Below are 24,208 nucleotides of genomic sequence, written 5' to 3' on the forward strand. Positions count from 1 at the left end.
GTTCTCAGACCCGACCTTCGAGCATCCGCGTCCGTTCAGTCTCGGTACCGATGACGGCGTCCGCCGAGATGTAGAAGTCGCGGTTGTAGTTGAACGTGTGACCGATGGCGACGACGGCCATGGCGATGAAGGTCAACGCCGCAAGCCACCAGATGTACCAGATCATACCGAACGAGAAGCCGATGCTGAGGATACCCAGGATCATGCCCGTACCGGTGTTCTTTGGCATGTGGATCGGACGGAAGCCCTTGAGCGGTCGCGCATAGCCGCGACGCTTCATGTCCGACCACGCATCGTGGTCGTGGATCACCGGCGTGAAGGCGAAGTTGTAGTCCGGCGGTGGGGAGGAGGTCGACCATTCGAGGGTCCGACCGCCCCACGGATCGCCGGTGTGGTCACGCAATGCTTCGCGCCGCATGAAGCTCACCACGAGCTGGATGATGAAGGAGAGGATGCCGAGTGCGATCAGACCGGCGCCGAAGGCAGCGATGATGAACCAGATCTGCAGCGACGGGTCGTCGAAATGCTGGACGCGGCGGGTCACGCCCATCAGGCCGAGGACGTAGAGCGGCATGAAGGCGAAGTAGAAGCCCGAGAGCCAGAACCAGAACGACATCTTCCCCCAGAACGGGTCGAGCCGGAAGCCGAAGGCCTTCGGGAACCAGTAGGTGATGCCGGCCAGCATGCCGAACAGCACGCCGCCGATGATGACGTTGTGGAAGTGGGCGATGAGGAACAGGCTGTTGTGCAGCACGAAATCGGCCGGGGGCACGGCGAGCAGAACGCCGGTCATGCCGCCGATGGTGAAGGTCACCATGAAGCCGATGGCCCAGAGCATCGGCTCCTCGAAGCGGATGCGGCCCTTGTACATGGTGAAGAGCCAGTTGAAGAGCTTCGCCCCCGTCGGGATCGAGATGATCATCGTCGTGATGCCGAAGAACGAATTCACGGACGCGCCCGAGCCCATCGTGAAGAAGTGGTGCAGCCAGACGAGGTAGGACAGGATCGTTATGACCACGGTGGCGTAGACCATGGACGCGTAGCCGAAGAGCCGCTTGCCGGAGAAGGTCGAGACGATCTCCGAGAAGACGCCGAAGGCCGGCAGGATCAGGATGTAGACCTCCGGGTGACCCCAGATCCAGATGAGGTTCACGTACATCATCGGGTTGCCGCCGAGGTCGTTCGAGAAGAAGTGCGTGCCCACGTAGCGGTCGAGGGAGAGCAGCGCGAGAACGGCCGTGAGGATCGGGAATGCGGCGACGATGAGGATGTTCGTACAGAGGGCGGTCCAGGTGAAGATCGGCATCTTCATCATCGTCATGCCGGGGGCACGCATCTTCACGATGGTGGCGATCAGGTTGATCCCCGAGAGCAGGGTGCCGATACCGGCGATCTGGAGACCCCAGATGTAATAGTCGACACCCACGCCCGGGCTGCCGGCAGGGCCGGAGAGCGGGGGATAGGCGAGCCATCCGGTGCGGGCGAACTCGCCGACGAACAGCGAGGCCATGATTGTCGCGGCACCGCTGACGGTCATCCAGAAGCTGAAATTGTTGAGGAACGGGAACGACACGTCGCGCGCGCCGATCTGCAGCGGCACGACGAAGTTCATCAGGCCGGTGACCAGGGGCATCGCCACGAAGAAGATCATGATCACGCCATGGGCGGTGAAGATCTGGTCGTAATGATGCGGCGGCAGATAGCCTTCGTTGGCACCGAACGCCATGGCCTGTTGCGAACGCATGAGGAGCGCATCGGAGAAGCCGCGAAGCAGCATCACCAGGGCGAGCACCACATACATGATGCCGATCTTCTTGTGGTCGACGGAGGTGAACCAGTCGCGCCACAGCGGACCCCACCAGCGCATGTAGGTGATGAGGCCCAGAAGCCCGACGCCACCGATGGCGACGCCGATGAAGGTCACGAGCAGGATCGGCTCGTGATATGGGATGGCTTCGAGAGTCAGGCGCCCGAAGACGAGCTTCTGAAGATCGAGATTGGCAAACATGGGATCGCTTCGTTCCCGGTTGTCGGCGAGGGGACGTACCGATCGACTCGGTACCCGTCTCTCATGGGTTCAATTTAGTGGTGCCGTCGCTGTGACGCGCCTGTCCCGAAGGCCGCGCGTCATCGCGTCGGCCTAGCGGTTCAATTGTGCCGGGGCAGGGTCGCTTTGTTTTGTGTCCGGCCCGGAATGGTCGTGGTGGTGGTCATGCCCCTTGGCGGGGTCGACCTCTTGGGTACGCGGCTTCTTCTCGGAGGCAGGGAACGTCGCACCCTGCGCCTCCTCGCCGCGGACGGCATGACGGTTGTCGTAGCGGAGCCGCTCTTGGTTGGCGTGGCTCTCCTTGCCGGCGCCGCCCTTTGAATCGATGCTCATCATCTCGCCCATGCACATCTTACCCTCGATGACACACATGTTGAGGATCGCGTTGTAGAGGCCTGGAGCGACGGAGGAGTAGTAGCTCACCGGCTCACGCTCGCTCGGCTTTTCCAGTGCGATGAAGGCGTCGCGGGTGAGCTCCTTACCTTCGGCTTTCGCCTTGGCCACCCACTGGTCGAACCCTTCCTGGGTTACGCCGTGGAACTTGAAGTTCATCCGCGAGAAGCCCTCGCCGCTGTAATTGGCCGAGAAGCCTTCATAGACGCCAGCCTTGTTGATGACGGCGTGCAACTTAGTCTCCATGCCGGCCATGGCGTAAATCTGCCCCGCCAGAGCCGGGATGAAGAACGAGTTCATCATGGAGGCCGAGGTGATCTTGAAGTTGATCGGTACATCCACCGGTGCCGCGAGCTCGTTCACCGTGGCGATGCCGAGATCGGGGTAGAAGAACAGCCATTTCCAGTCGAGGGCCACGACCTCCACGGTCAACGGCTTCACATCCGGCGAGAGGGGCCGCGAGGCGTCGATGCGGCTGAGGGGCCGGTAGGGATCGAGCGTATGCGTGCTGATCCAGGTCAGCGCGCCAAGGGCGATGATGATCACGAGCGGGGCGGACCAGATCAGCACCTCGAGCTGCGTCGAGTGGTGCCAGTCCGGATCGTACTCGGCTTCGGTGTTCGACTGACGGTAGCGCCAGGCGAAGAAGAGCGTGAATGCGATCACGGGTAAGATGATCAGCAGCATCAGCCCCGTCGAGGCAACGATCAGGTCACGCTGGCGCGTGGCGATGTCGCCCGCGGGTTGCATGACGACCATGTTGCAGCCCGACAGAAGGGCCACGAGAGGCAGGATAGCGAGAGCGCGCAAGGATCTGGATGACATCCGACCGGCTGCAGTGAGACGTCCGTGGACGGAACGTCGGGAGGAAACATCTGGTTTACGAGAAGCGGCGGTTCGGACCGGACCGCTTACCGCGACACCGGTTCGATACGGGCTTCTCCTGCGCAGTGCAAAGGCGCCCTGGCAAGGGCCTGCGGCTTCAATCAGCCGGGCGTTTAGAGCATAGCTGATTTCTCTGACGAGAGGCAGTAAGAAGGGGAGCATCAATCGCGGACAATATGCCATAGCGATCCGCGAAACGTGCCGTTGCATCGCTTTGCCGCAGTGCAACAAGCCTTCATAATCGGAACACAGGGGCGCGCCAAGTGCGGCGTGTCCTCCCACCCTTCAAGCAGCGAATGTGGCCGTCCATGAGCCAAGATTACGCGTTGCAGACCCCGCCGCATCTGAGCACAGGTGCCCGGGCCGGCGCTACCGAACCCGAAGTCGCCCCCGGCGACATTGCCGTCGGCGTCCTCATCGGCCGGACGTCGGAGTTCTTCGACTTCTTCGTCTTCGGCATTGCCTCGGTATTGATCTTCCCGAAAGTCTTCTTCCCGTTCGTGCCGGCGCTGGATGGCACTCTCTACGCGTTCGCTCTCTTCGCCCTCGCCTTCGTCGCACGGCCCATCGGTTCGGTGATCTTCATGGAGATAGACCGGCGGCACGGGCGGGGCGTGAAGCTGACCATCGCCCTGTTCCTGCTCGGCGGCTCTACGGTGTCGATCGCCTTTCTGCCGACTTATCACAGCATCGGCATGGCCTCGATCTGGCTGCTCGCCGCCTTCCGGATAGGGCAGGGGCTCGCCCTCGGGGGAGCCTGGGACGGCCTGGCTTCGCTCCTGTCGATCAAGGCACCCAGCGATCGCAAGGGCTGGTACGCGATGATCCCGCAGCTCGGAGCGCCCATCGGCTTCGGGCTCGCCAGTGCCCTATTCTCGTTCTTCCTCGCCAATCTGACCATGGACGACTTCCTGGATTGGGGCTGGCGGTATCCGTTCTACGTCGCCTTCGCGGTGAACGTGGTCGCCCTCTTCGCCCGGCTTCGCCTCGTCGCGACGGAGGAGTTCACTCAGCTGCTCGAGACCCGTGAACTCGCCCCGACCCCGGTCTGGGAGATGATTCGCGCACAGGGCCGGACCGTCCTCATCGGCGCTTTCGTGCCGCTGGCGAGTTTCGCGCTGTTCCACCTCGTCAGCATCTTCCCGATCAGCTGGATCACCTTGTTCACGAAACGCTCGGCCGGCGAGTTCCTACTGGTGCAGTTCGTCGGCTCCATCGTCTTTGCTGGCGCGATCGTGATCTCGGGAATCGTGGCGGATCAGGTGGGCCGGCGCAGACTGGTGGGAATCGCAGCCAGCCTCATCGGCCTGTTCAGCCTCGCCAGCATCCTCGCGCCCCTGCTGTTCGGCGATAGCGAGACCGGGCAGACGATCTACGTCCTCGTCGGCTTCGGTCTGCTCGGCCTATCCTACGGCCAGACCTCCGGGTCGGTGACCGAGAATCTCGGGACGCGCTACCGCTATACGGGCGCTGCGCTTACCTCCGACCTCGCATGGCTGATCGGAGCCGGCTTTGCGCCGCTCGTGGCCCTCAGCCTGTCGAGCCGGTTCGGTCTGGCCTGGGTCGGCGTTTATCTCCTGTCCGGCGCGGTCGCGACCCTGAGCGCGCTCGTCATCAACCGGAAGGTCGCTGCTTACTGATTCCTGGGTAAGAGGCTCTATGAAGAAAGGCCCGCATGCCATCATGCGGGCCTTTCTCGTTCCAGCTCGTCGCTCAGCGGATGGCGGCGCAGGCGGCAGCGGACGGACCGAGTGCGAGATCTCCCTGACGCGGATTATTGAGGGCAAAAGCGCCGGCATCCTCACGCAGGAAAAAGCTCGGACCAAGCTCACGCTCAAAGAAGCCATTGCCGACCTGGTAGAAGCAGCGGTCCTTCACGGCCGTCACAGCGAAGCTTCGCCGAAGGACAGGTTGTCCGAGGGGCACGCCACCGCGCAGCCCTCGGCCGCAATAGCCCGAGATATCCACAGGGGCGGGCCCGTCGATCCTGATCGTCCGCGAGGTGCCGGGGCGAACCGTCACGGTGGGACTACCCTCCTGGCCCACCACCAGGGTGAATGTGGACCGGTTGGTGACCTGTCGCAGGCACGATGCTTCGGCCGTACCCACGCCAGTCGCTAGAACCGTGAAAGATGCGAGACCTGCGAAAACGAGCGTCGCGCGGATAGGCATAGCGTAGCCTTTCGAGTTTCAGAATTTCGGGAAGGGCGGCGATACGGATGTGCCGGTCAGGTTAGCGATTGATCCCGCCCGGGCCGCCCGAGGTCCCGCCGGTGCCGGGCAGGGCCCCGGTTCCGGGCGGGCCGCCGACGCCGGTGCCGACGCCCGCGCCGGACGACGTGCCCGTTGCCACGCCCGCACCACCGACGGGAGCCTGGCTGGCACGAGATTTTTCCGTAGATCCGTTGGCTGGTACTGCCGCGCTCGACGGCGCTTGGCTGCGTCCACCCTCCGGTGTCATAGCCTCACCGCGGCTCGACGGAACGGTACCGATACCGGCCGGCGCTTCGATGATCTGCGCGACGACGGCTCCCGTCGGTGACAGGGCGAGACATAGGCTGAGAACGACGGGTCTGGCGATCATCTAGGCAAATTCCTGAACGGCGGGTGATGTCTGGGGCAGAACTCCGCGCGGTTCAGTTCCGTTCAAAACGGATATGGAAGACGAGCTTGGGCATCCGCATGGCCATGCGGTCACGCAACATGAAGCGCCTTTTCGAGTTCGTCCTTCGACATGGTTGACCGGCCACGAATGTTCGCGGACTTGGCCTTCCGCATCAGCTCTGCCTTCGTCGGGCCGCCGGACGCTCTTCCTTGCTTGGTCCCGGCCTTCCTGGCGGCCGCGGATTTCTCGGCCACATCCTTTGGCTGATTGGAGAACTGCTTGCCGTCCTTGGTGTCCGCGCGCTTCTTTCTCGTGGAGCGGTCATACTCGTCCTTCGACAAGGATGAGCGGGCCTTCTTTGGAAGATAGCGCTCCCCGGTCTTACCGCTGGGCTTGCCGGATTTCGTATCCCATTCCTCGTTCGACCATTGCGTCAGGCTGTTCTCGTCGGATTTCTTGCCCTTGTAGCCGCCTCCGGCCTCCCTATAAGCCTTCGTTGCCGCCTGGGCCTTGCGGGCCGACCATTGCCCAGCCTTGCCTCCCTTGTCGGAAGCGGTCACCTCGGACTTGATCCTGTCCCATAGTTTAGGGTCGGTCTTTTCAGCGCTGGCCGCCATCGTTCGAGCCTATGCTTGTTTCCGTGCGATCAACCTGCACCGAGGGGGCCGGTTCCCGGTGGACGGCGTGTCATCAATCCGTGAAAAAGCAACACGATACAGGCGGCGCAGCCGGAAACGTCGTAAAACCGCGATGTTGACTTGAGAGGCCGCAGCCTCCACCCCGCGAACGCGCAGGGCGGCTCCCATCCCAGGCGAGACGAACGGGACTTTTGGAATGAGTGAGAGCGCAGTGGCAAAGCCTACAGTGTTCATCGATGGGGAGGCCGGCACCACCGGCCTTGGCATTCGCGAACGCCTGGAGCGCGAGGGCCGTGTTTCCCTGAAGAGCATCCCGCACGAGAGCCGCAAGGACATAGCAGTCAAACGCGCCCTTCTGGCGGATGTGGATCTCGTCGTTCTCTGCCTGCCCGACGATGCGGCGAAGGAAACGGTGGCCTTGGCCGATGGCCTGCCCAATGGCGGACCCCGCATCCTGGATGCGAGCACCGCCCATCGCGTCAGCCCTGGCTGGGCTTACGGTTTTGCCGAATTGAATGCCGGTCAGGCACAAGTGATCCGCGAGGCGCGGCGCGTCGCGAATCCCGGCTGCTATCCCACCGGTGCCATCGCTCTCGTGCGGCCACTGGTCGATGCTGGATTGCTGCCGCCCGATACGCCGATCAGCGTCAACGCGGTCAGCGGCTATAGCGGCGGCGGCAAGAACATGATCGAGGCATATGAGGCCGGAGAGGCACCGGCTTTTCAGCTCTATGGTCTCGGCTTTGCTCACAAGCACCTGCCGGAACTGCAGGTCTATGGCGGCCTGACCCGGCGGCCGATCTTCATCCCGTCCGTGGGAAACTTCCGCCAGGGCATGCTGGTGAGTATCCCGCTCCACCTCGATACTCTGCCGGGGAATCCGGATGCTGCTGCGCTGCAAGCGGCCCTCACTGCGCATTACGCCGGAAGCACGATGGTGACCGTGGTTCGGACCAACCCGGACGATAAGCCGTACGCCGAAGCTCTGAACGACAGCGATCACCTCGAATTACGGGTTTATGGTACGCCTGACCATGCTCATGCGTTGCTCGTGGCCCGGCTCGACAATCTCGGCAAAGGCGCATCGGGCGCCGCCGTGCAGAATATCGGCCTCATGCTCGGTCTGGATTGATATCGCGACGCGGATTGGGGAAGAGGTCGAATAACGTCATGTCCTCGGTGCCGGACATGCCTCAATCCGCCCGATCGCTACGTTCCCGCCCCTCGCGATGATGACCTCGCGCGACGACGGCACGTCGCGATTCCAGGGGCCGGGATCACGACCGCCACTGGGTCGTTCAGCACCATCATCGAGGGTCTGCGCGGGGATCAGCCCGTAGCATGCAACCGGTCGCGCACCGGGAAAGCACGATCCAATTATCCAGAAGAGGCACAGCAATGTCTTCCGCCCATCGCGGAAGCCGTTTCCCGACTCGCGCCGAGCTATTCCTGCGGGCGCCCAGTCCCCGCCATCTCCGCGCGCCTGAATTGCATCGGTGCCAGCCTATTGGGGCACCGCTAACGCCTGTCGATCGCGTTCCAGCGAGGCTGCCCACCGTCGCCTCCAGTCACAGACCGGCTTTCTGGTGCCGAGAGACCAGTGATGACCGAATTATTTTGCAAAATTCGCCACCGAAGCTAGCAAGACCGATCGATTTTATTGTCTAAAAATACGGTTTAAATGCGCAGCCGAGGAACTGTTTATGATCGATCAAGTTAGGGATCGATGCTCGATGACGTTGTGAGAGAGGCGGTTCATTCACTTTTGACAAGAGAAGCGGGATCCCCTGGGGATTCTCTGACCGTGGCCGATTGGCCTTGCTCCGTCCTGTGACAAGATGATCGTTTGTCCGGTGGTGGAGACGATTTCCGGCGAAAGAGATACAAACACACCTGCCGCGCCATCCGGCGCCTCAGCTTAAAACATTAGAGGGAGAGCATACATACGACTTTATGAGAGTACACATCATCGCAGACTCCGTGCAATCTGCTGGCATAGACCACGATGATCGCGATTCGAGGGCTGCCAAGCGTTATGTGGCCGACTCGTTCGTAGACCGGCAAGTGTTGGAAGGGGAGCGTTCTGACGGACACTTGAACGGAAGTACCGCCAAAGAGAGAGCGACGATCGCGGCTGGCGACCGCACGGTGTCCGCCCACGGACCGTTGTCAAACATATCCGCAGTTGGGATCGACTGGCATGAACGCCAGGCTCGACCGCCTGGGCTTCCGAAGCCGAAAAATCTGCAATGATTGGTTGAGACCGTTTTTACCGATGCCTCGCGCCGGTGGCAAAGTTCTTCATGCCGTCCTTCGCTGGACCCTATGTTGAGCGGGCTTCCGTGACGCTCTAATGCGGCAGAACAATCGGTAAATTCTGTTCGCTTCACCCTCCAAACGTATGCGCAACCAAGGATGTGGGGCTCGCAGACGGCGAACACGCGAAATATTTGAACGCTTGATCCGTAAACCAGTGGATTTCTTTCAATAACATCTTGCTACACGCGCGAACGGAGCATAGGCTAGCGTACAGTATCAACATAGCGAACCGATGGCGCGAATATCATGAGTGAATCCGACACCGACTCAGCCCGTCTCATCACCTTGGCAGCGGATATCGTCTCCGCGTATGTCAGCAACAATCACGTCCAGAGCGCCGAACTGCCTAAGCTCCTCAGCGATGTGCACGAGGCCATCCGCTCGGTGAGCACGAGCAGCGCACCTGCCACTGAGACCGGCCCGCCGAAGGCGACGCCACAGGAAATCCGCCGCTCCGTGACGCCGGATTACTTGGTCAGCTTCGAGGATGGCAAGCAGTACAAGACGCTTCGGCGGCACCTCACCCTCCGCGGGCTGACCCCCGAACAGTATCGGGCCAAATGGGGCCTGCAGCCGGACTACCCGATGACGTCGGCTGCCTATTCCGAACAGCGTTCAGAATTGGCTCGCGCCCTTGGTCTCGGTCAGCAGCGCCGCAAGACCGTAACCCCCGTATCCAAGGCTGCGCCCGAGGAGGTCGTGAGCGAGCCGGAGGAGGAAGCCGTCGCCGCCCCGCCCGAAAAGAAGCGCCGTGGCCCCCGCAAGAAGCAGGCGGCCTGATGCCCGTCCGACGGCGCCTGTTTGGTCGACGTCGGATGTATCCAATCGGTGACAAGAAAGCCCACTCCCAGCGCGATGCCGGGAGTGGGCTTTCTCGTGACTGGACAGCTTTGCTGAATATATGAGCGGCTGTGGTGAGAGCTGACGATCGGTCATCGTAAGATGCATGGCAGCTTCATTATCGACTGCGGGTTTGGACTTGTACCATCAGTCTCCTCGCTGAGGCCGGGGAGGGCCGGCGCTGCTGCTGAGAGGTCTGCCGGAAGTTCGGCGATGCAGATTCGGGACCTCTGGCAAGGAGGCCGCGCTGTCGGGTCGTTCGATTTTGTCGTCTCGGTCACGGCCTCGGAGGGCACCCGCCGCCTTGGCGAGGTCGATTACGAGTCCCGTCGATGAGTTCCCCCGGCCGAAGACGCACCGTCTGTGTCGGCCTATAGCCTTGCAGGTCCATAGCGGACCTCTTGTCCGACCGTCTCTCACGAGACTTCCGCTGCGCGAGCTTGCCCAGGTAGAGCCGACGATAAGCGGAAGGCCTGCGCGGCATGCCTAGCCCGGTCCCGAGGTCGCTGAGGCTGCGGGATCCCAGACCGGCCCCCGCCGAGGCGACCGAACGCACGTCGTCGCTTCCTCCGGCAGGCTCTCGCCGTGTGAAGCCAGGGTTCGCCCGAAGCTAATGACAGGTCGGGAGGGCGGTGCTAGACGGGGCGCGGCACCCCGACTCCGTAGCTCAGCTGGATAGAGCAGCCGCCTTCTAAGCGGCAGGTCGTTGGTTCGAGCCCAACCGGGGTCGCCACGCACACCTTCGTGGTGATGACGCGAGGCTGATCCGGTCACCTCGGTCTCCGCTTCCTCTCAGGACATGAAGAAGGCGCCTCCGATTGGCTCGGAAGCGCCCTGTGGATCGTCATGGGTGCACCCCGGGCCTCGCCCGTGGGCAAGGATGCTCCCGGCCCGGCCGGGAGCATAGCCCTTCACCGCTCAGTAGCCGAACCGCACGTAGGGTCTGGGGGCGTAGGCATAGGGGACGGGGCCATAGGCGTAAGGCCGGTAATACGGACGGGGCCTATAGCCATAGCCGTAGACCGGCACCGGACGAGGCGCGTAGTAGCCGTACGCACGGGATGTGGCCCGGCATCCGAACGCGGACGGATAAAAACCGTAGCCGCAGCCGCCGGCGGCCTGGGCTGTCGTCGTGCTCGCGGCAGCCATCGTCAGGCCACCGATGACGGCGCCGATGAGGCCGAAAGTCTTCACGTGTTTCATGACATCAACTCCGGATCGCATCCCCTCGGGACCACAGCTTCACCTCGGGGCGTGCTGCATCAAGACACCCGACCGCTGAACAAATTCTGACATTTTCGCTGCCTGCGCCAACCGACGGCGACCCGGTGCTTCAACGCGCGATTTCGTGATTGAGAAAGGCGCGAACGCGAGCCTTACGCTCCGACCGGGTGCGGGCGCCCCCGCCGTGACGGATGGGATTGACGTCGACCGTGGATGGGGTCTCCTCCCCCGCCGCGTTCTTACGCCCACCATGCCTTCGACAGATCGGAACCTCGCCATGCCAGACCTCAAGACCCTTCGCGACGTCTCGGGCCTGAGCCCGGCGCCGGCCCGATTGCGCGCCTCCGCCCTGATCATGATCGACCTGCAGAACACCTACCGCGAGGGAATCATGCGGCTGGAGCAGGTGGAGCCCGCCATCCGCGCCGCGCGCGAACTCCTCGACCGTGCCAGGGAGGCCGGCATCCCCATTGTCCACATCCAGCACGACGCCGGGCAGGGCTCGCCCTATGACATCTCCACCGCCATCGGGCGGATCAGCGACGAGGTGGCGCCGCAATCCGGCGAGACGGTCATCGTCAAGAATTACCCCAACGCCTTCGTCGGCACGAACCTGCAGAACCATCTCGAGGAATCCGGCGTACAGTCGGTGCTGCTCGCCGGATTCATGACGCATATGTGCATCAACTCGACGGCGCGCGGCGCCTTCAACCTCGGCTTCAGCCCTACGGTTGTGGCGTCCACCACGGCCACCCGTGCCTTGCCCGGCCCCGATGGTTTGGTGGTGAGCGCGAGCGCTCTGCAGGCCGCGAGCCTAGCCACCCTCGGCGATCTCTTTGCCGTGATCGCTCCGGGTGTCGGCGACATCGCGGATTGACCCGTCCCGGCGCCTCGTATCCGCCGGACGGGAACGTGTGCGGCGCATCATCGTTCGGCTTCTGAAGCAGGAGTTGAACCCATGAAGATCGACATCGTCGCGGATCTCGTCGTCGAAACCTTGCAGCAGGTGGGTGTGCGGCGGATCTACGGTGTCGTCGGCGACAGCCTCAACGCCATCACGGAGTCGATCCGGGCGCGGAGCGTCATCGACTGGGTGCATGTACGCCACGAGGAGGTCGGAGCCTTCGCGGCGGGCGCGGAAAGCCAACTCACGGGAGAGCTGGCGGTCTGCGCCGGTTCCTGCGGCCCCGGCCATGTCCATCTCGTCAACGGGTTGTTCGATTGTCACCGGACCCGGACGCCGGTCCTGGCCATCGCCGCGCATATCCCCTCGGCCGAGATCGGCTCCGGCTACTTCCAGGAGACGGACCCGAAGGCCCTGTTCGCGCAGTGCAGCCATTATTGCGAACTCGTGTCCGATCCCTCGCAGCTGCCGTTCGTCCTCGAGAACGCCATCCGCGCCGCGGTGGGTGAGCGCGGTGTCGCCGTGGTGATCATCCCCGGCGACGTGGCGTTGAAGGATGCGCCGGCCCGGGCCATCGCGCCCAATGCCGGCCTGCTGCCGACCAAACCCGTTATCCGCCCCGCCGATGCCGAGCTCGATGCGCTCGCCGAACTGCTCGACGGCTCGTCGAAAATCACGTTGCTCTGCGGCCGGGGTTGCGCCGGCGCCCATGCCGAACTGCTGCAACTCGCCGAGGCCCTGAAGAGCCCCATCGTCCATGCCCTCGGCGGCAAGGAATATGTGGAATACGACAACCCCTTCGATGTCGGCATGACCGGCCTCATCGGCTTCTCGTCCGGCTACGCGGCGATGCGCGACTGCGACACGCTGCTGATGCTGGGCACCGATTTTCCCTACAAGCAGTTCTATCCGGCCCATGCCAAGGTGGCGCAGATCGATCTGCGGCCGAACCAGCTCGGCCGGCGCACGAAGCTCGATCTCGGCCTGGTCGGCGACGTGCGCGACACGATCGCGGCGCTCCTGCCGAAGCTCGGCGTCAAGTCCGACCGGGCCTGGCTCGATGCCAGCCTGAAACATTACGCCAAGGCCCGCGAAGACCTCGACGATCTCGCCACCGGGGCGCCGACCAAGGGCTGGTTCGGATTGAAATCGGCCAAGTCCCCGATCCATCCGCAATACCTCACCAAGCTCGTCAGCGAGGCGGCGGCGGACGACGCCGTCTTCACGGCGGATGTCGGCACACCGACGATCTGGGCCGCTCGCTACCTGAAGATGAACGGCAAGCGCCGTCTCCTCGGTTCGTGGGTGCATGGTTCCATGGCCAATGCCATGGCGCAGGGCATCGGCGCACAGGCGGCCTGTCCCGGCCGGCAGGTCGTGGCCCTCTCGGGCGACGGCGGATTCACCATGCTGATGGGCGATCTGCTGACCCTGCGGCAGGAGAAGCTACCGTTGAAGGTCGTGATCTACAACAACGGCTCCCTCGGCTTCGTCGAGATGGAGATGAAGGCCGCTGGCTATCTCGAGACCGGTGTCGCCCTCGAGAATCCGGACTTCGCCGCCATGGCCCGGGCCGTCGGCCTTCACGCGGTTCGGGTGGAGGATCCGGCCGAACTGGAGGGCGCGGTCCGGGATGTGCTCGCTCATGACGGACCGGCCGTCCTCGACGTGGTGGTCAACCGCCAGGAACTCTCGATCCCCCCGAAGATCGACGGACAGCAGGTGAAGGGGTTCAGCCTCTACGTGCTGCGTGCGGTGATGAGTGGCCGCGGAGATTCGGTTCTCGATCTCGCCAAGACCAACATCATCCGGTAGACCACGCTCTATCTTTGAACGTATCCAAACTGAACGGTGATGCGGCCGACGGGTTGAACGGCGGCCGCATCCCAGGAGAGAAGACCGGTTTCCATGCGCATCGGACTGTTCGTGCCGTGCTACGTCGATGCTTTCGAGCCTGAAGTCGGCATCGCGACGCTGGAATTGCTGGAACGCTTCGGCCTCGACGTGGCCTATCCTTTCGACCAGACCTGCTGCGGCCAGCCGATGACCAATACCGGTTGCCATGCCGAGGCTGCGGCGACGGAGGCGCTCTTCGTCAGGAACTTCGCCCCGTTCGACTACATCGTCGCCCCGTCCGGCTCCTGCGTGCATCAGGTGCGCGAGCATCTCACCGCGATCCCGCAGACGGACGAGGTGAAGGACGTCCGTGCCAAGACCTTCGAACTGGTGGAGTTTCTGCACGACGTGCTGAAGGTCGATGCCTTCCCCTGGGCGGAGTTCCCACACAAGGTCGGCTACCATTCGAACTGCAACGCCCTGCGCGGCATCCATCACGCGCGGCCTTCCGAGCTCAACAAGCCGGCCTATTCGAAGCCCCTCGATCTCCTGTCCAAGGTGAAGGGGATCGAGATCGTCACACCGGCACGGCCGGACGAATGCTGCGGATTCGGCGGCACGTTCAGCGTGTTCGAGCCGGCCGTGTCCGCCAAGATGGGCTACGACAAGGTCAGCGACCACAGCCGTGCCGGGGCCGAATACGTCGTCTCTTCCGACTCATCCTGCATGATGCACCAGAAGGGCTGCGCCGCCCGGATCGGCGTGCCGCTCAAGTTCATCCACATCGCCCGCATCCTCAACGGAGTCTCGGCATGAGCGCGCATGAGGAGAGCGGTCCCCGCGACCGTATGATCCATCCGGACGTCGCCAAGGCCGGCGACGAGAGCGAGCGCGGCCAGGATGGCCGCCGCCTCGACCATGCCGAAGCGACCACGAGGCCGATCGGAGCGGAGCCCAAAGCGAAGGCGGTGCGCGAAGCGCAACCGCGCGGCGCAAAAATTCGTGGTAACCGGCCGATCGATCAGGCCGAGGCCGCCGAGCGCTTCCTTGCGGCCCCACTTCACCAGAAGGCCCATGACGAACGCCTGTGGGATCTTCGCAAGAAGCGCGACACGGCCGCGTTCGGGATTCCGGAATGGGAGGAGCTGCGCGACCTCGCCTCGCAGATCAAGGCGCACACCCTGTCGAATCTCGACCGGTATCTCGAAGAATTCGAGGCGAATGCGAAGGCAAACGGGGTCCATGTCCATTGGGCGGCGGACGGGGCCGAGCACAACCGTATCGTCCACGGCATCCTGAAGGATCACGGCGCCAAGTCGCTGATTAAGTCGAAGTCGATGCTCACCGAGGAATGCGGCTTCCGGCACTACATGGCCGGCACGGGCATCGAGGTGATCGAGACCGATCTCGGCGAGCGCATCCAGCAGCTCGACAACGAGGAGCCGAGCCACGTGGTGGTGCCGGCGGTGCACAAGACCCGGTTCGACGTGGCCGCCGTCTTCGCCAAGACCATGGGCACCGACCCGGAGAACGACGACGCCCATTACCTGGCCGAGAGCCAGCGCATGCATACGCGACCCCTCATCCTGGAGGCGGATGCAGGCATGACCGGCTGCAACTTCGCCATTGCCGAGACCGGCACGGTGGTGACCTGCACCAACGAGGGCAATGCCGACCTCTCGGGCAACGTGCCGAAGCTTCAGATCCATTCCATCGGCATCGAGAAGCTGATCCCGCGCATCGAACATCTGGGCGTGTTCCTGCGCCTGCTCGCACGCTCGGCCCTCGGCTCGCCGATCACCCAGTACACCTCGCATTTCCGCGCGCCCCGCGAGGGCAGCGAAATGCACTACGTGCTGGTCGATAACGGCCGCTCCGAGCGGCTCGGCATGGAGGAATTCTGGACCTCGCTCAAATGCATACGCTGCGGCGCCTGCATGAACACCTGCCCGGTCTACCGGCGCAGCGGCGGCCTTTCCTACGGTGCGACCTATTCCGGCCCGATCGGCCTCATCATCGACCCGACCTTCAACAAGCGGAAATACTCGACCCTGCCGTTCTCCTCGACCATGAACGGCAGCTGCACCAATGTCTGCCCGGTGAAGATCAACATTCACGAGCAGATCTTCGCCTGGCGCAAGGTCCTGGCGGAGGAGCATCAGATCCCGCTCCTGAAGCAGGGCATGATGAAGGCGGCGGGGCAGGTGCTGAGCCGGCCCGCCACCTACCGCGCCGCCATCGGTGCCGCTGATTCCGCCCTCAGGGCGCTGCCGCGCTTTGCGGTCTACAACCCGCTCAACACCTGGGGGAAGGGACGCGAGATGCCCGACAGCCCGCGCCAGAGCTTCCACAGCTGGTACAAGCAGAACCGGATGGACAAGAAGCCGGAGACGGACGCGTGAGCGGGCCGAATGTCGTGCTCCACGGCTCACTCCGGCCGAGGCGCGCCTCCCCCTCGTCGGGGAGCGCGCCGAGGCGGCAGCCGAAGGTGAGGGGGAGTATCCAGAGGAGCCACGTCCTGAGAGACGCCCTATGGCCGAGTGATCGTCGTTGGAGTGTCGGCCGATGAACTCCCGCGACGACACCCTGGCCCGCATCCGTAAGAACCGCCCCGCCGGCGACCATCAGCTGCCGGACATCCCGGACTTCGAGCCGCTTGTCGGTGACGATCTCGTGGCGGAGTTCGGCGAGCGCCTGAAGCGCATGGGCGGGCGCATCGCGGCGCCGGCTCCGGGTGAGGACCCCTTCTCCGCCGTGCGCGAGCGGCTGGACGACAGCGCGGTGATCGCCTCGGCGGTGCCGGAGATCGCCGGCAACCGCGATCTCTCCCGCGTGGCGTTGCCCACTGATCTCGCCGATGTCGACGTCGCCGTCGTCCGCGCCGTGTTCGGCGTGGCCGAGACAGGGTCCGTGCTGTTCACACAGGACGAGTTGAAGGTGAACGCGGTGGCCTATCTCGCCCAGCACCTCGTCGTGCTACTCGATCCCGCCGACATCCTGGTCAACATCCAGGCGGCCTATCGCCGGCCGGATTTCGGCCGCGCCGCCTATGCCGTGCTCCATACCGGTCCGTCGGCCACCGCCGATATCGAGGGCGTGCTGATCCACGGCGCGCAGGGCGTGCGCTCGCTCACGGTGATCCTGCTCCCCCGCGCCTGACGGGTCGGCCTCAAGGGGCGACGGGTGGGCTACGCCTCCCCTGGCACTGCCCCCGGGAAACGGCAGAACTCGGCCTTTCCCGCAGGATCCTTGTCGCCACGACGGGCGTAATCCTTGCTAGGACATCCCTAACGGAGGAAGGAACGTCCATGCGCTACACGCTCGGTTGCAGTCTGTCTTATAACATACTCTCGGACACGACCTTCATCTTCAATATCGAAGTGGCTCGTTTGAAGAGCCTCGAGATTCTGAGCGAGACGCTGACGCTCAAGCCGGACCTGAAGCGGGAAATCTACATCTCGCCCGACCTGCAGAACCGCTATCTCGGCGTGAACGTCCCCGCCGGCCAGTTCTCCCTTGAGTACAACGCCGAGGTCGAACTCACCGTCCACCGGGCCGATCCGGCCACGATCAACGAGACGCCGATCTCGCAGCTTCCCCTCGACATCCTTCCGTTCCTGCTGCCGAGCCGCTTCGTCTCCTCCGACCGGCTGACGCCCTTCGCGCAGGCCGAGTTCGGGGCGCACCCCAAGGGACATCAGCGCGTCAACGCGATCTGCAATTGGATCCACGATCACCTGACCTATCAGCCCGGCACCAGCGACGGTGAGACCACCGCCGACGAGAGCCTGCTCAAGCGCGCCGGCGTGTGCCGCGATTTCGCGCATATCGGAACGGCCTTCTGCCGGGCCCTGGGCATCCCCGCCCGCTTCGTGAGCTGCTACGCCCACGGCCTTGTGCCGAGCGACTTCCACGCAGTGTTCGAGGCCTATCTCGACGGCCGCTGGTGGCTGTTCGACGCCACCCGTCAGGCCGATCTCGACGGGCTGGTGCGCATCGGCGTCGGCCGGGATGCGGCCGAGATCGCGTTCTCGACGCCCTACGGCAACATGCAGCCGGTCAACCAGCAGATCCGCATCGCCCGCTCCGACGGCCTCGGCAGCCCGCCCCAGCGCACGGTGGACGCGATCTCGACGGAGTTGCCGGCCCCGCATGCGGGCGCGGCCTGAACGACAGGATCACAGGATGACGGCATCCTGTGATCCGAGCCCGGTTGATCTGGAAGGAGGCAAGCGCGATATTCGGCTGGGATGTCATGTGGGGGCGACATCGAGCCGACACATCCCGCCGGACGCTAAGCCTTGCCCCCTCCCATGCCTGATACTGGACTGAAGGGGATCACCCTCGCTTTTTTCAGTCGAACGATGGTTCGGCCGGCTATAGATCGGCTTTTCCCATGCGCACGACGGTAGGGAACGAGGCACGATGGCAGCCCCTCTTCAGACGCGCGGATCCACATCCGCGGCTTACCGCGATGCGTTTCGCGCGGTCACTTCCCTGTGGCGCGAGACGGGGCTCGTCGCCCTCGCCCTGATCGTTCAGTCGCTCCTCTCCGCCCGTATGAGCGGTTCGAAAAACTCGAGCGGATCACTGACGGCCGCTCTCATCGAGATCGCTGTCACCGTCCTCCTCGTCCCTTACACGATGGCGATCTATCGTCATGTCCTCGGCTTGCGGCCGGAGAGCGCCCAGACCCTGCTGAACGAGGCGATGCGGCGGAAGGATCTTATCGCCTATCACCTCGGATGGTTTCTCATCGGCATCCTGTGGGCGCGGGTGGCGATCCTTCCCATGGCTGCGCTCGGTCTCCTGATGATTCCCGCTTTCGTCCTCACCATCTGGCTGACGAGCCGTCTCTTCACCGTCGGACCCACCCTCGCGATCGAGGGGTTGGAGGTCACGCCGCAGGCCGCGTTTCGGGCCACGGCCGGTCAGGTCTGGACCATCTTCTACATCGGCTTTCGCGTGGCCCTCCCTCTCGTGGCGCTCGCGCTCCTTCTGGGCGTTCTGGTCTTCGCCTCCAGCGATCAGCCAGCGGGTAGGGCAGGGACGCCGCCCTCGATCCTCACGGAAATTCTGATTCTCCCGTTCTCCCTGTTCGGCCTCGTCCTTCGCGCCGTCCTCGAGGCGCAGGTCTTTAGAGACCTCGGTCTTTTCAGCCCAAGGCGAGAGGTGGGATAACCACCCTGCCGGGTGGCTCGATTTTCGCGACGCATGGTTTTCGCGACGGCGATGCAGGAGCATTGAGACATGACCTATCGCCATATCGTCGGCCCCAAGACCCACGTCTTCGCGGATCTCGCGACGCTGATGGCCAAGGCCACGCCGCTCCGCTCGGGCGACCGGCTCGCCGGCATCGCGGCGGAATCGGCGGAAGAGGGGATGGCGGCGCGCTGGTGCCTGTCCGAGGTGCCGCTGTCGGAGATCCTGGCGAAACCCCTCATTCCCTACGAGGAGGACGACGTCACCCGCCTCATCCTCGACACGCACGATGCGGTGGCCTTCAGGGAGATCGCGCATCTCACCGTCGGCGATTTCCGCGAGTTCCTGATCAAGGCGTCCTCCGAGACGCTGACCCGGATCTCGCCCGGCATCACGCCGGAGATCGCCGCCGCCGTCTCGAAGATCATGCGCCATCAGGACCTGATCCTGGTGGCGCTCAAATGCCGGGTGGTGACGAAGTTCCGCAACACGATCGGTCTGCCCGGCCGGCTCTCCGTCCGCCTCCAGCCCAACCACCCCACCGACGATGCCGCCGGCATCACCGCCGCCATCGTCGACGGGCTGTCTTATGGCTGCGGCGATGCGGTGATCGGCCTCAACCCGGCCTCCGACTCGGTCTCCACCCTGAGCGGTCTCCTCCACCTCTTCGACGACCTGATCCAGCGTCTCGCGATCCCGACGCAGGGCTGCATCCTCACCCATGTCACCACCACCCTGGAGGCGATGAACCGGGGCCTGCCGGTGGATCTCGTGTTCCAGTCCATCGCGGGCACGCAGAAGGCCAATGCCAGTTTCGGCGTCACCTTGGCCGTCCTGAAGGAGGCGCACGAGGCGGCGCTCGCCCTCAAACGCGGCACGGTGGGCGACAACTGCATGTATTTCGAGACCGGTCAGGGTTCGGCGCTCTCGGCCAATGCCCATCACGGCATCGACCAGCAGACCCTTGAGGCACGGGCCTACGCCGTCGCGCGCCCGTTCCGGCCGCTCCTCGTCAACACCGTGGTCGGCTTCATCGGGCCGGAATATCTCTATGACGGGCGGGAGATCATCCGGGCCGGGCTGGAGGACCATTTCTGCGGCAAGCTCATGGGCCTGCCGCTCGGCTGCGACGTCTGCTACACCAACCATGCCGAAGCCGACCAGAACGACATGGACACGCTGCTGACCCTGCTGGGAGCGGCCGGCTGCACCTTCGTCATGGGCATTCCCGGCGCCGACGACGTGATGCTGAACTACCAATCCACCTCGTTCCACGACTCGCTCTACGTGCGCGAGGTGCTTGGCCTGAAACGCGCGCCGGAATTCGAGGCGTGGCTCGAACAGATCGGCCTCACCGACGCCGAGGGCGCGCTCCTGCCCGATGGGCCCAGCGCGCGGCTCATCGCGGCGGCTCCCGGCCTGTCCGCGCAGAAGGGAATCGCCGCATGAGCGCCGAGGACATCTCCGAGGATCCGTGGACCAGATTGAGCCGCCTGACGCCGGCGCGGATCGGCCTCGGGCGCGCCGGCACCGGCATGCCCACCATCGAGGTGCTGCGCTTCGGCCTCGCCCATGCCCAGGCGCGGGACGCGGTCCACACGCCGATGGATGCCGCCGAGGTCGCCGCGGGGATCGAGGCGCTGGGCTATCCCACCCTCACCCTCGCCTCGGCGGCGCCGGACCGCGCCACCTACCTGCGCCGGCCAGACCTCGGCCGCACGCTCGGTGACGACAGCGCGACGATCCTGGCCGAAAAACCTTCTGAGCCGGTGGACCTCGCCATCGTCGTGGCGGACGGTCTCTCGGCCCGGGCGGTGCACGAGGGCGCGGCCGGGTTCCTCGCCGCCTTCAAGCCGCATATCGACAAGGCCGGATGGACGCTGGCGCCCATCGTGGTGGCGACGCAGGGGCGCGTCGCCCTCGGCGACGGGATCGGCGCGGCGCTGAAGGCCCGTGCCGTCGCCGTGCTCATCGGCGAGCGGCCCGGCCTGTCCTCGCCCGACAGCCTCGGCATCTACCTGACCCTCGACCCGCGCGTCGGACGTTCGGATGCCGAACGCAACTGCATCTCGAACGTCCGCCCCGCCGGGCTCTCGCACGACCTCGCCGCGTTCAAGCTCGACTGGCTCCTGCGCGAGGCCTTCGTGCGCGGAATCACGGGCGTGAACCTCAAGGACGGCAGCGGGCCGGAACTGGAGCCGCCGCCGCGTCAGCAGGCTCTGGAAGACGGAATCGATACCGCATCCCGGACCTGACGGAACGGCCTACGCCATACGCGAAGCCCGAGCGTCACGCGCTCCCTCGCCCCGGAAGATCCGCCATTTAGGGCCGCGTCACGGCTCGCGGCGCAGCGCGTCGTCTTGCCGAACGCTCCCCGACTCCGATCCCGCCCGCCGTCCTCACCGACGAAGCGTGGCTGTGGCGGGGTCGCAACACCGCGAAAGCATCCCGACTTCGCCTTGGGACACGCCCTCATTCGCCGCGATCCCGCCATAAACCGGGACCACCTCAACATCCGCGGTAAACGACAGTTTCCCCAACACTTTACCGCTGAATTCCGAGACTGCGTTTCACGGTGTCGAACGACGCTTCACCGGCGTCGCATGCCATCGCGTTGAGAGCCGACAGCCGGGCTTCACCCGAAGCGCCTGAGACCGGGGCCGAGAGAGACGATGGACGTGCGTACCACAGACAAGTCGAAGCTTCCGAGCCGCCACGTCACGGAAGGGCCCGAGCGGGCGCCGCACCGTTCGTATCTCTACGCCATGGGTCTCACCAAGGAACAGATTCACCAGCCGCTGGTGGGCGTCGCCTCCTGCTGGAACGAGGCCGCGCCCTGCAACATCTCGCTGATGCGCCAGGCGCAGGCGGTGAAGAAGGGTGTCGCCGCCGCCAACGGAACGCCGCGCGAGTTCTGCACCATCACCGTCACCGACGGCATCGCCATGGGCCATGCCGGCATGCGCGCCTCGCTGCCCTCCCGCGAGGTCATCGCCGATTCGGTCGAGCTGACCATGCGCGGCCATGCCTACGACGCTCTCGTCGGGCTGGCCGGCTGCGACAAGTCCCTGCCGGGCATGATGATGGCCATGGTGCGTCTCAACGTGCCGTCGATCTTCATCTATGGCGGCTCGATCCTGCCCGGCTCGTTCCGAGGCAAGCCCGTCACGGTGCAGGACCTGTTCGAAGCGGTGGGCAAGCACGCCGTCGGCGACATGAGCCTCGACGATCTCGACGAGCTGGAGCAGGTCGCCTGCCCCTCGGCCGGGGCCTGCGGCGCGCAGTTCACCGCCAACACCATGGCCACGGTCTCCGAGGCCATCGGCCTCGCGCTGCCCTACTCGGCCGGCGCCCCGGCCCCTTACGAGATCCGCGACAGATTCTGCATGACCGCGGGCGAGAAGGTGATGGAGCTCATCGCCAAGAACATCCGCCCGCGCGACATCGTCACCCGCAAGAGCCTGGAGAACGCCGCCGCCGCCGTTGCGGCCTCGGGCGGCTCCACCAACGCGGCCCTGCATCTGCCGGCGATCGCGCATGAATGCGGCATCAAGTTCGACCTGTTCGACGTGGCCGAGATCTTCAAGCGCACGCCCTACATCGCCGACCTGAAGCCGGGCGGACGCTACGTCGCCAAGGACATGTTCGAGGTCGGCGGTATTCCGCTCCTGATCAAGACGCTCCTCGATCACGGCTTCATCCACGGCGACTGCATGACGGTGACCGGCCGTACGATCGCCGAGAACATGGAGCACGTCGCATGGAACCCGGACCAGGACGTGGTCCGGCCCGCCAACGCGCCCATCACCGTCACCGGCGGCGTCGTCGGCCTGCGCGGCAACCTCGCGCCCCAGGGCGCCATCGTGAAGGTCGCCGGCATGTCGGAAGACAAGCAGGTCTTCACCGGCCCGGCCCGCGTGTTCGACGGCGAGGAAGCGTGTTTCGAGGCGGTCCAGAAGCGCACCTACAAAGAGGGCGAGGTTCTCGTCATCCGCTACGAAGGCCCGAAGGGCGGCCCCGGCATGCGCGAGATGCTGTCGACCACCGCCGCGCTCTACGGCCAGGGCATGGGCGACAAAGTCGCGCTCATCACCGACGGCCGCTTCTCCGGCGCGACGCGCGGTTTCTGCGTCGGCCATGTGGGTCCCGAAGCCGCCATCGGCGGGCCGATCGGCCTGATCCGCGATGGCGACATGATCACCCTCGACGCGATCAAGGGCACGCTCGACGTGGCCGTGACCGACGAGGAATTCGCCAAGCGGCGGGCGGAATGGACGCCGCGGACCAACACCGCGACCTCCGGCTATCTCTGGAAATACATGCAGACCGTCGGTCCCGCGGTGGACGGCGCCGTCACCCATCCCGGGGGCGCCGAGGAGATTCAAACCTATGCGGATGTCTAGGACTGACCTTCGCCGGCCCGCGCGGCCGGCAGGGGCCGATCCCGGTCGCGCCGCACGTCGGGTGAGGCGGATGGGAGCGGCCCTCGCGCTGCTCCTCGTCGGCGCCACCTCGGCCCTGGCGCTTGACCCCGCCGCGCGCACGCCCGTGCCCGCGACGGGCGGTTACCGCACGGCGCGCGAAGCCCTTCGCTCGGGCGTCCGCGACTACAATGCCGGCGACAAGGAGGGTGCCGCCCGCGCCCTCGAATACGCCGCAGGCCAGGGCCACGCCCTTGCCCTGTGGAAGCTCGGCCGGATGTATGCCGAGGGCGACGGCGTGCCCCATGACGACCTGAAGGCCTTCGAGTTCTTCTCGCGCATCGCCGACGACAACACCGATGACGGGCCGGACACCCAGAATTCGGGCGTGGTCGCCAGCGCCTTCACGGCGCTCGGCACGTATTTCCTCGACGGGATCAAGGGCACCTACGTGCGCCCGAACCCGGAGCGGGCCTACGACATGTTCAACTACGCGGCGTCGTATTTCGGCGACCCGAACGCCCAGTACAATCTCGCGCGACTCTACCTCGAAGGGACCGGCGTGGATGCCGACCCACGTCAGGCGGCGCGCTGGTTCAACCTCGCGGCCGAAAAGGGCCATGCTCCGGCCCAGGCTCTGCTGGGTGACCTCTTGGTCAACGGGCAGGGCGTTCCGGCCCAGCGGGCCCGTGGCCTGATGTGGCTGTCGCTGGCGCGGGAATCGGCGCAAGGGCGCAAGGACGACTGGATCGTCACCCTGTCCGACAAGGCATGGGCCACCGCCTCGGAAGAAGAGAAGGCCCAGGCTCAGGCCCAGGCCCTCCAGGCTCAGTCGCAGGTCACCGGATCGTCCCGGCGCCGTCGCTAGAGCTGCGCCCGACCACCTCGGGTCGG

General features: G+C 64.8%; 20 protein-coding genes and 1 tRNA gene. 15 read left to right on the plus strand and 6 right to left on the minus strand.

Annotated features, from left to right (window positions below; all coding sequences use genetic code 11):
• Nucleotides 1-4: 4 nt before the first annotated feature.
• Nucleotides 5-2,008: a cytochrome o ubiquinol oxidase subunit I gene (gene cyoB / locus ASF08_RS10335; RefSeq protein ID WP_018042804.1), complete on the minus strand. Its 2,004-nt coding sequence runs from the start codon at nucleotides 2,006-2,008 to the stop codon at nucleotides 5-7.
• A 132-nt stretch (nucleotides 2,009-2,140) separates the two neighbouring features.
• Nucleotides 2,141-3,265: a ubiquinol oxidase subunit II gene (cyoA, locus tag ASF08_RS10340; protein ID WP_056144543.1), complete on the minus strand. Its 1,125-nt coding sequence runs from the start codon at nucleotides 3,263-3,265 to the stop codon at nucleotides 2,141-2,143.
• A gap of 368 nt (nucleotides 3,266-3,633) precedes the next feature.
• Here cyoA and ASF08_RS10345 point away from each other — a divergent pair, with 368 nt between their 5' ends.
• Nucleotides 3,634-4,965 carry an MFS transporter gene (locus ASF08_RS10345; RefSeq protein ID WP_018042806.1) on the plus strand — a complete coding sequence of 444 codons (1,332 nt, stop codon included), beginning with the start codon at nucleotides 3,634-3,636 and terminating at the stop codon, nucleotides 4,963-4,965.
• A gap of 73 nt (nucleotides 4,966-5,038) precedes the next feature.
• Here ASF08_RS10345 and ASF08_RS24700 read toward each other — a convergent pair whose 3' ends face one another.
• The 3 genes from ASF08_RS24700 to ASF08_RS10355 form a co-directional block, all read right to left on the minus strand.
• On the minus strand, nucleotides 5,039-5,212 hold the full coding sequence (locus ASF08_RS24700; RefSeq protein ID WP_156629530.1) for a hypothetical protein: 174 nt from the start codon (nucleotides 5,210-5,212) through the stop codon (nucleotides 5,039-5,041).
• Nucleotides 5,213-5,558: 346 nt separating this feature from the next.
• Nucleotides 5,559-5,909, minus strand: coding sequence for a hypothetical protein (locus ASF08_RS24705; RefSeq protein ID WP_156629531.1), 351 nt, complete (start codon nucleotides 5,907-5,909; stop codon nucleotides 5,559-5,561).
• A gap of 110 nt (nucleotides 5,910-6,019) precedes the next feature.
• The gene (locus tag ASF08_RS10355; protein WP_056144547.1) at nucleotides 6,020-6,547 is read right to left on the minus strand and encodes a hypothetical protein; all 528 of its coding nucleotides are present in this window, start codon (nucleotides 6,545-6,547) and stop codon (nucleotides 6,020-6,022) included.
• Nucleotides 6,548-6,764: 217 nt separating this feature from the next.
• Between ASF08_RS10355 and argC the strand changes: the two genes are divergently transcribed.
• The 3 genes from argC (at nucleotide 6,765) to ASF08_RS10370 (ending at nucleotide 10,460) form a co-directional block, all read left to right on the plus strand.
• A complete protein-coding gene (argC, locus tag ASF08_RS10360) occupies nucleotides 6,765-7,700 on the plus strand; it encodes an N-acetyl-gamma-glutamyl-phosphate reductase (RefSeq protein ID WP_056144549.1) in 936 nt (311 codons plus the stop codon).
• A 1,433-nt stretch (nucleotides 7,701-9,133) separates the two neighbouring features.
• Nucleotides 9,134-9,667 (plus strand): MucR family transcriptional regulator, encoded by a 534-nt coding sequence (locus ASF08_RS10365; protein ID WP_056144553.1) that lies wholly within the window; start codon nucleotides 9,134-9,136, stop codon nucleotides 9,665-9,667.
• 716 nt (nucleotides 9,668-10,383) lie between these two features.
• Nucleotides 10,384-10,460, plus strand: a tRNA-Arg gene (locus ASF08_RS10370).
• Between the two features lie 185 nt (nucleotides 10,461-10,645).
• Here ASF08_RS10370 and ASF08_RS10375 read toward each other — a convergent pair.
• Nucleotides 10,646-10,930 (minus strand): GCG_CRPN prefix-to-repeats domain-containing protein, encoded by a 285-nt coding sequence (locus ASF08_RS10375; protein WP_056144556.1) that lies wholly within the window; start codon nucleotides 10,928-10,930, stop codon nucleotides 10,646-10,648.
• Between the two features lie 298 nt (nucleotides 10,931-11,228).
• On the opposite strand from ASF08_RS10375, the gene ASF08_RS10380 reads away from it, so the two are divergent.
• The 11 genes from ASF08_RS10380 (at nucleotide 11,229) to ASF08_RS10430 (ending at nucleotide 24,182) form a co-directional block, all read left to right on the plus strand.
• A complete protein-coding gene (locus ASF08_RS10380; protein ID WP_056144559.1) occupies nucleotides 11,229-11,828 on the plus strand; it encodes a cysteine hydrolase family protein in 600 nt (199 codons plus the stop codon).
• 81 nt (nucleotides 11,829-11,909) lie between these two features.
• Entirely contained in the window at nucleotides 11,910-13,670 is a 1,761-nt protein-coding gene (gene poxB / locus ASF08_RS10385; RefSeq protein WP_056144562.1) for a ubiquinone-dependent pyruvate dehydrogenase, read from the plus strand.
• A gap of 93 nt (nucleotides 13,671-13,763) precedes the next feature.
• Nucleotides 13,764-14,507 carry a (Fe-S)-binding protein gene (locus tag ASF08_RS10390; RefSeq protein WP_018042973.1) on the plus strand — a complete coding sequence of 248 codons (744 nt, stop codon included), beginning with the start codon at nucleotides 13,764-13,766 and terminating at the stop codon, nucleotides 14,505-14,507.
• On the plus strand, nucleotides 14,504-16,093 hold the full coding sequence (locus tag ASF08_RS10395) for a lactate utilization protein B (protein ID WP_056144566.1): 1,590 nt from the start codon (nucleotides 14,504-14,506) through the stop codon (nucleotides 16,091-16,093). The genes ASF08_RS10390 and ASF08_RS10395 overlap by 4 nt, the downstream gene beginning before the upstream one ends.
• Before the next feature lie 163 nt (nucleotides 16,094-16,256).
• Nucleotides 16,257-16,850 (plus strand): LutC/YkgG family protein, encoded by a 594-nt coding sequence (locus ASF08_RS10400; RefSeq protein ID WP_056144569.1) that lies wholly within the window; start codon nucleotides 16,257-16,259, stop codon nucleotides 16,848-16,850.
• A gap of 149 nt (nucleotides 16,851-16,999) precedes the next feature.
• The gene (locus ASF08_RS10405; RefSeq protein ID WP_056144572.1) at nucleotides 17,000-17,860 is read left to right on the plus strand and encodes a transglutaminase-like domain-containing protein; all 861 of its coding nucleotides are present in this window, start codon (nucleotides 17,000-17,002) and stop codon (nucleotides 17,858-17,860) included.
• A 256-nt stretch (nucleotides 17,861-18,116) separates the two neighbouring features.
• Nucleotides 18,117-18,872 (plus strand): hypothetical protein, encoded by a 756-nt coding sequence (locus ASF08_RS10410; protein WP_056144575.1) that lies wholly within the window; start codon nucleotides 18,117-18,119, stop codon nucleotides 18,870-18,872.
• Nucleotides 18,873-18,941: 69 nt separating this feature from the next.
• Nucleotides 18,942-20,342: an ethanolamine ammonia-lyase subunit EutB gene (locus ASF08_RS10415; RefSeq protein ID WP_056144578.1), complete on the plus strand. Its 1,401-nt coding sequence runs from the start codon at nucleotides 18,942-18,944 to the stop codon at nucleotides 20,340-20,342.
• Nucleotides 20,339-21,148, plus strand: coding sequence for an ethanolamine ammonia-lyase subunit EutC (gene eutC / locus ASF08_RS10420; RefSeq protein ID WP_056144581.1), 810 nt, complete (start codon nucleotides 20,339-20,341; stop codon nucleotides 21,146-21,148). The genes ASF08_RS10415 and eutC overlap by 4 nt, the downstream gene beginning before the upstream one ends.
• A 417-nt stretch (nucleotides 21,149-21,565) precedes the next feature.
• Nucleotides 21,566-23,296 carry a dihydroxy-acid dehydratase gene (ilvD, locus tag ASF08_RS10425; RefSeq protein WP_018042980.1) on the plus strand — a complete coding sequence of 577 codons (1,731 nt, stop codon included), beginning with the start codon at nucleotides 21,566-21,568 and terminating at the stop codon, nucleotides 23,294-23,296.
• Nucleotides 23,283-24,182 (plus strand): tetratricopeptide repeat protein, encoded by a 900-nt coding sequence (locus ASF08_RS10430; RefSeq protein ID WP_056144582.1) that lies wholly within the window; start codon nucleotides 23,283-23,285, stop codon nucleotides 24,180-24,182. Before ilvD ends, ASF08_RS10430 begins: the two co-directional genes overlap by 14 nt.
• Nucleotides 24,183-24,208: the final 26 nt, after the last annotated feature.

This window comes from Methylobacterium sp. Leaf85, from assembly GCF_001422125.1.
Taxonomy (GTDB): Bacteria; Pseudomonadota; Alphaproteobacteria; order Rhizobiales; family Beijerinckiaceae; genus Methylobacterium; species Methylobacterium bullatum.

Coding starts and splice junctions, on each gene's coding strand:
- cyoB (WP_018042804.1), bottom strand. CDS start 2,008: ATGTTTGCCAATCTCGATCTTCAGAAGCTCGTCTTCGGGCGCCTGACT.
- cyoA (WP_056144543.1), bottom strand. CDS start 3,265: ATGTCATCCAGATCCTTGCGCGCTCTCGCTATCCTGCCTCTCGTGGCC.
- ASF08_RS10345 (WP_018042806.1), top strand. CDS start 3,634: ATGAGCCAAGATTACGCGTTGCAGACCCCGCCGCATCTGAGCACAGGT.
- ASF08_RS24705 (WP_156629531.1), bottom strand. CDS start 5,909: ATGATCGCCAGACCCGTCGTTCTCAGCCTATGTCTCGCCCTGTCACCG.
- ASF08_RS10355 (WP_056144547.1), bottom strand. CDS start 6,547: ATGGCGGCCAGCGCTGAAAAGACCGACCCTAAACTATGGGACAGGATC.
- argC (WP_056144549.1), top strand. CDS start 6,765: ATGAGTGAGAGCGCAGTGGCAAAGCCTACAGTGTTCATCGATGGGGAG.
- ASF08_RS10365 (WP_056144553.1), top strand. CDS start 9,134: ATGAGTGAATCCGACACCGACTCAGCCCGTCTCATCACCTTGGCAGCG.
- ASF08_RS10375 (WP_056144556.1), bottom strand. CDS start 10,930: ATGAAACACGTGAAGACTTTCGGCCTCATCGGCGCCGTCATCGGTGGC.
- ASF08_RS10380 (WP_056144559.1), top strand. CDS start 11,229: ATGCCAGACCTCAAGACCCTTCGCGACGTCTCGGGCCTGAGCCCGGCG.
- poxB (WP_056144562.1), top strand. CDS start 11,910: ATGAAGATCGACATCGTCGCGGATCTCGTCGTCGAAACCTTGCAGCAG.
- ASF08_RS10390 (WP_018042973.1), top strand. CDS start 13,764: ATGCGCATCGGACTGTTCGTGCCGTGCTACGTCGATGCTTTCGAGCCT.
- ASF08_RS10395 (WP_056144566.1), top strand. CDS start 14,504: ATGAGCGCGCATGAGGAGAGCGGTCCCCGCGACCGTATGATCCATCCG.
- ASF08_RS10400 (WP_056144569.1), top strand. CDS start 16,257: ATGAACTCCCGCGACGACACCCTGGCCCGCATCCGTAAGAACCGCCCC.
- ASF08_RS10405 (WP_056144572.1), top strand. CDS start 17,000: ATGCGCTACACGCTCGGTTGCAGTCTGTCTTATAACATACTCTCGGAC.
- ASF08_RS10410 (WP_056144575.1), top strand. CDS start 18,117: ATGGCAGCCCCTCTTCAGACGCGCGGATCCACATCCGCGGCTTACCGC.
- ASF08_RS10415 (WP_056144578.1), top strand. CDS start 18,942: ATGACCTATCGCCATATCGTCGGCCCCAAGACCCACGTCTTCGCGGAT.
- eutC (WP_056144581.1), top strand. CDS start 20,339: ATGAGCGCCGAGGACATCTCCGAGGATCCGTGGACCAGATTGAGCCGC.
- ilvD (WP_018042980.1), top strand. CDS start 21,566: ATGGACGTGCGTACCACAGACAAGTCGAAGCTTCCGAGCCGCCACGTC.
- ASF08_RS10430 (WP_056144582.1), top strand. CDS start 23,283: ATGCGGATGTCTAGGACTGACCTTCGCCGGCCCGCGCGGCCGGCAGGG.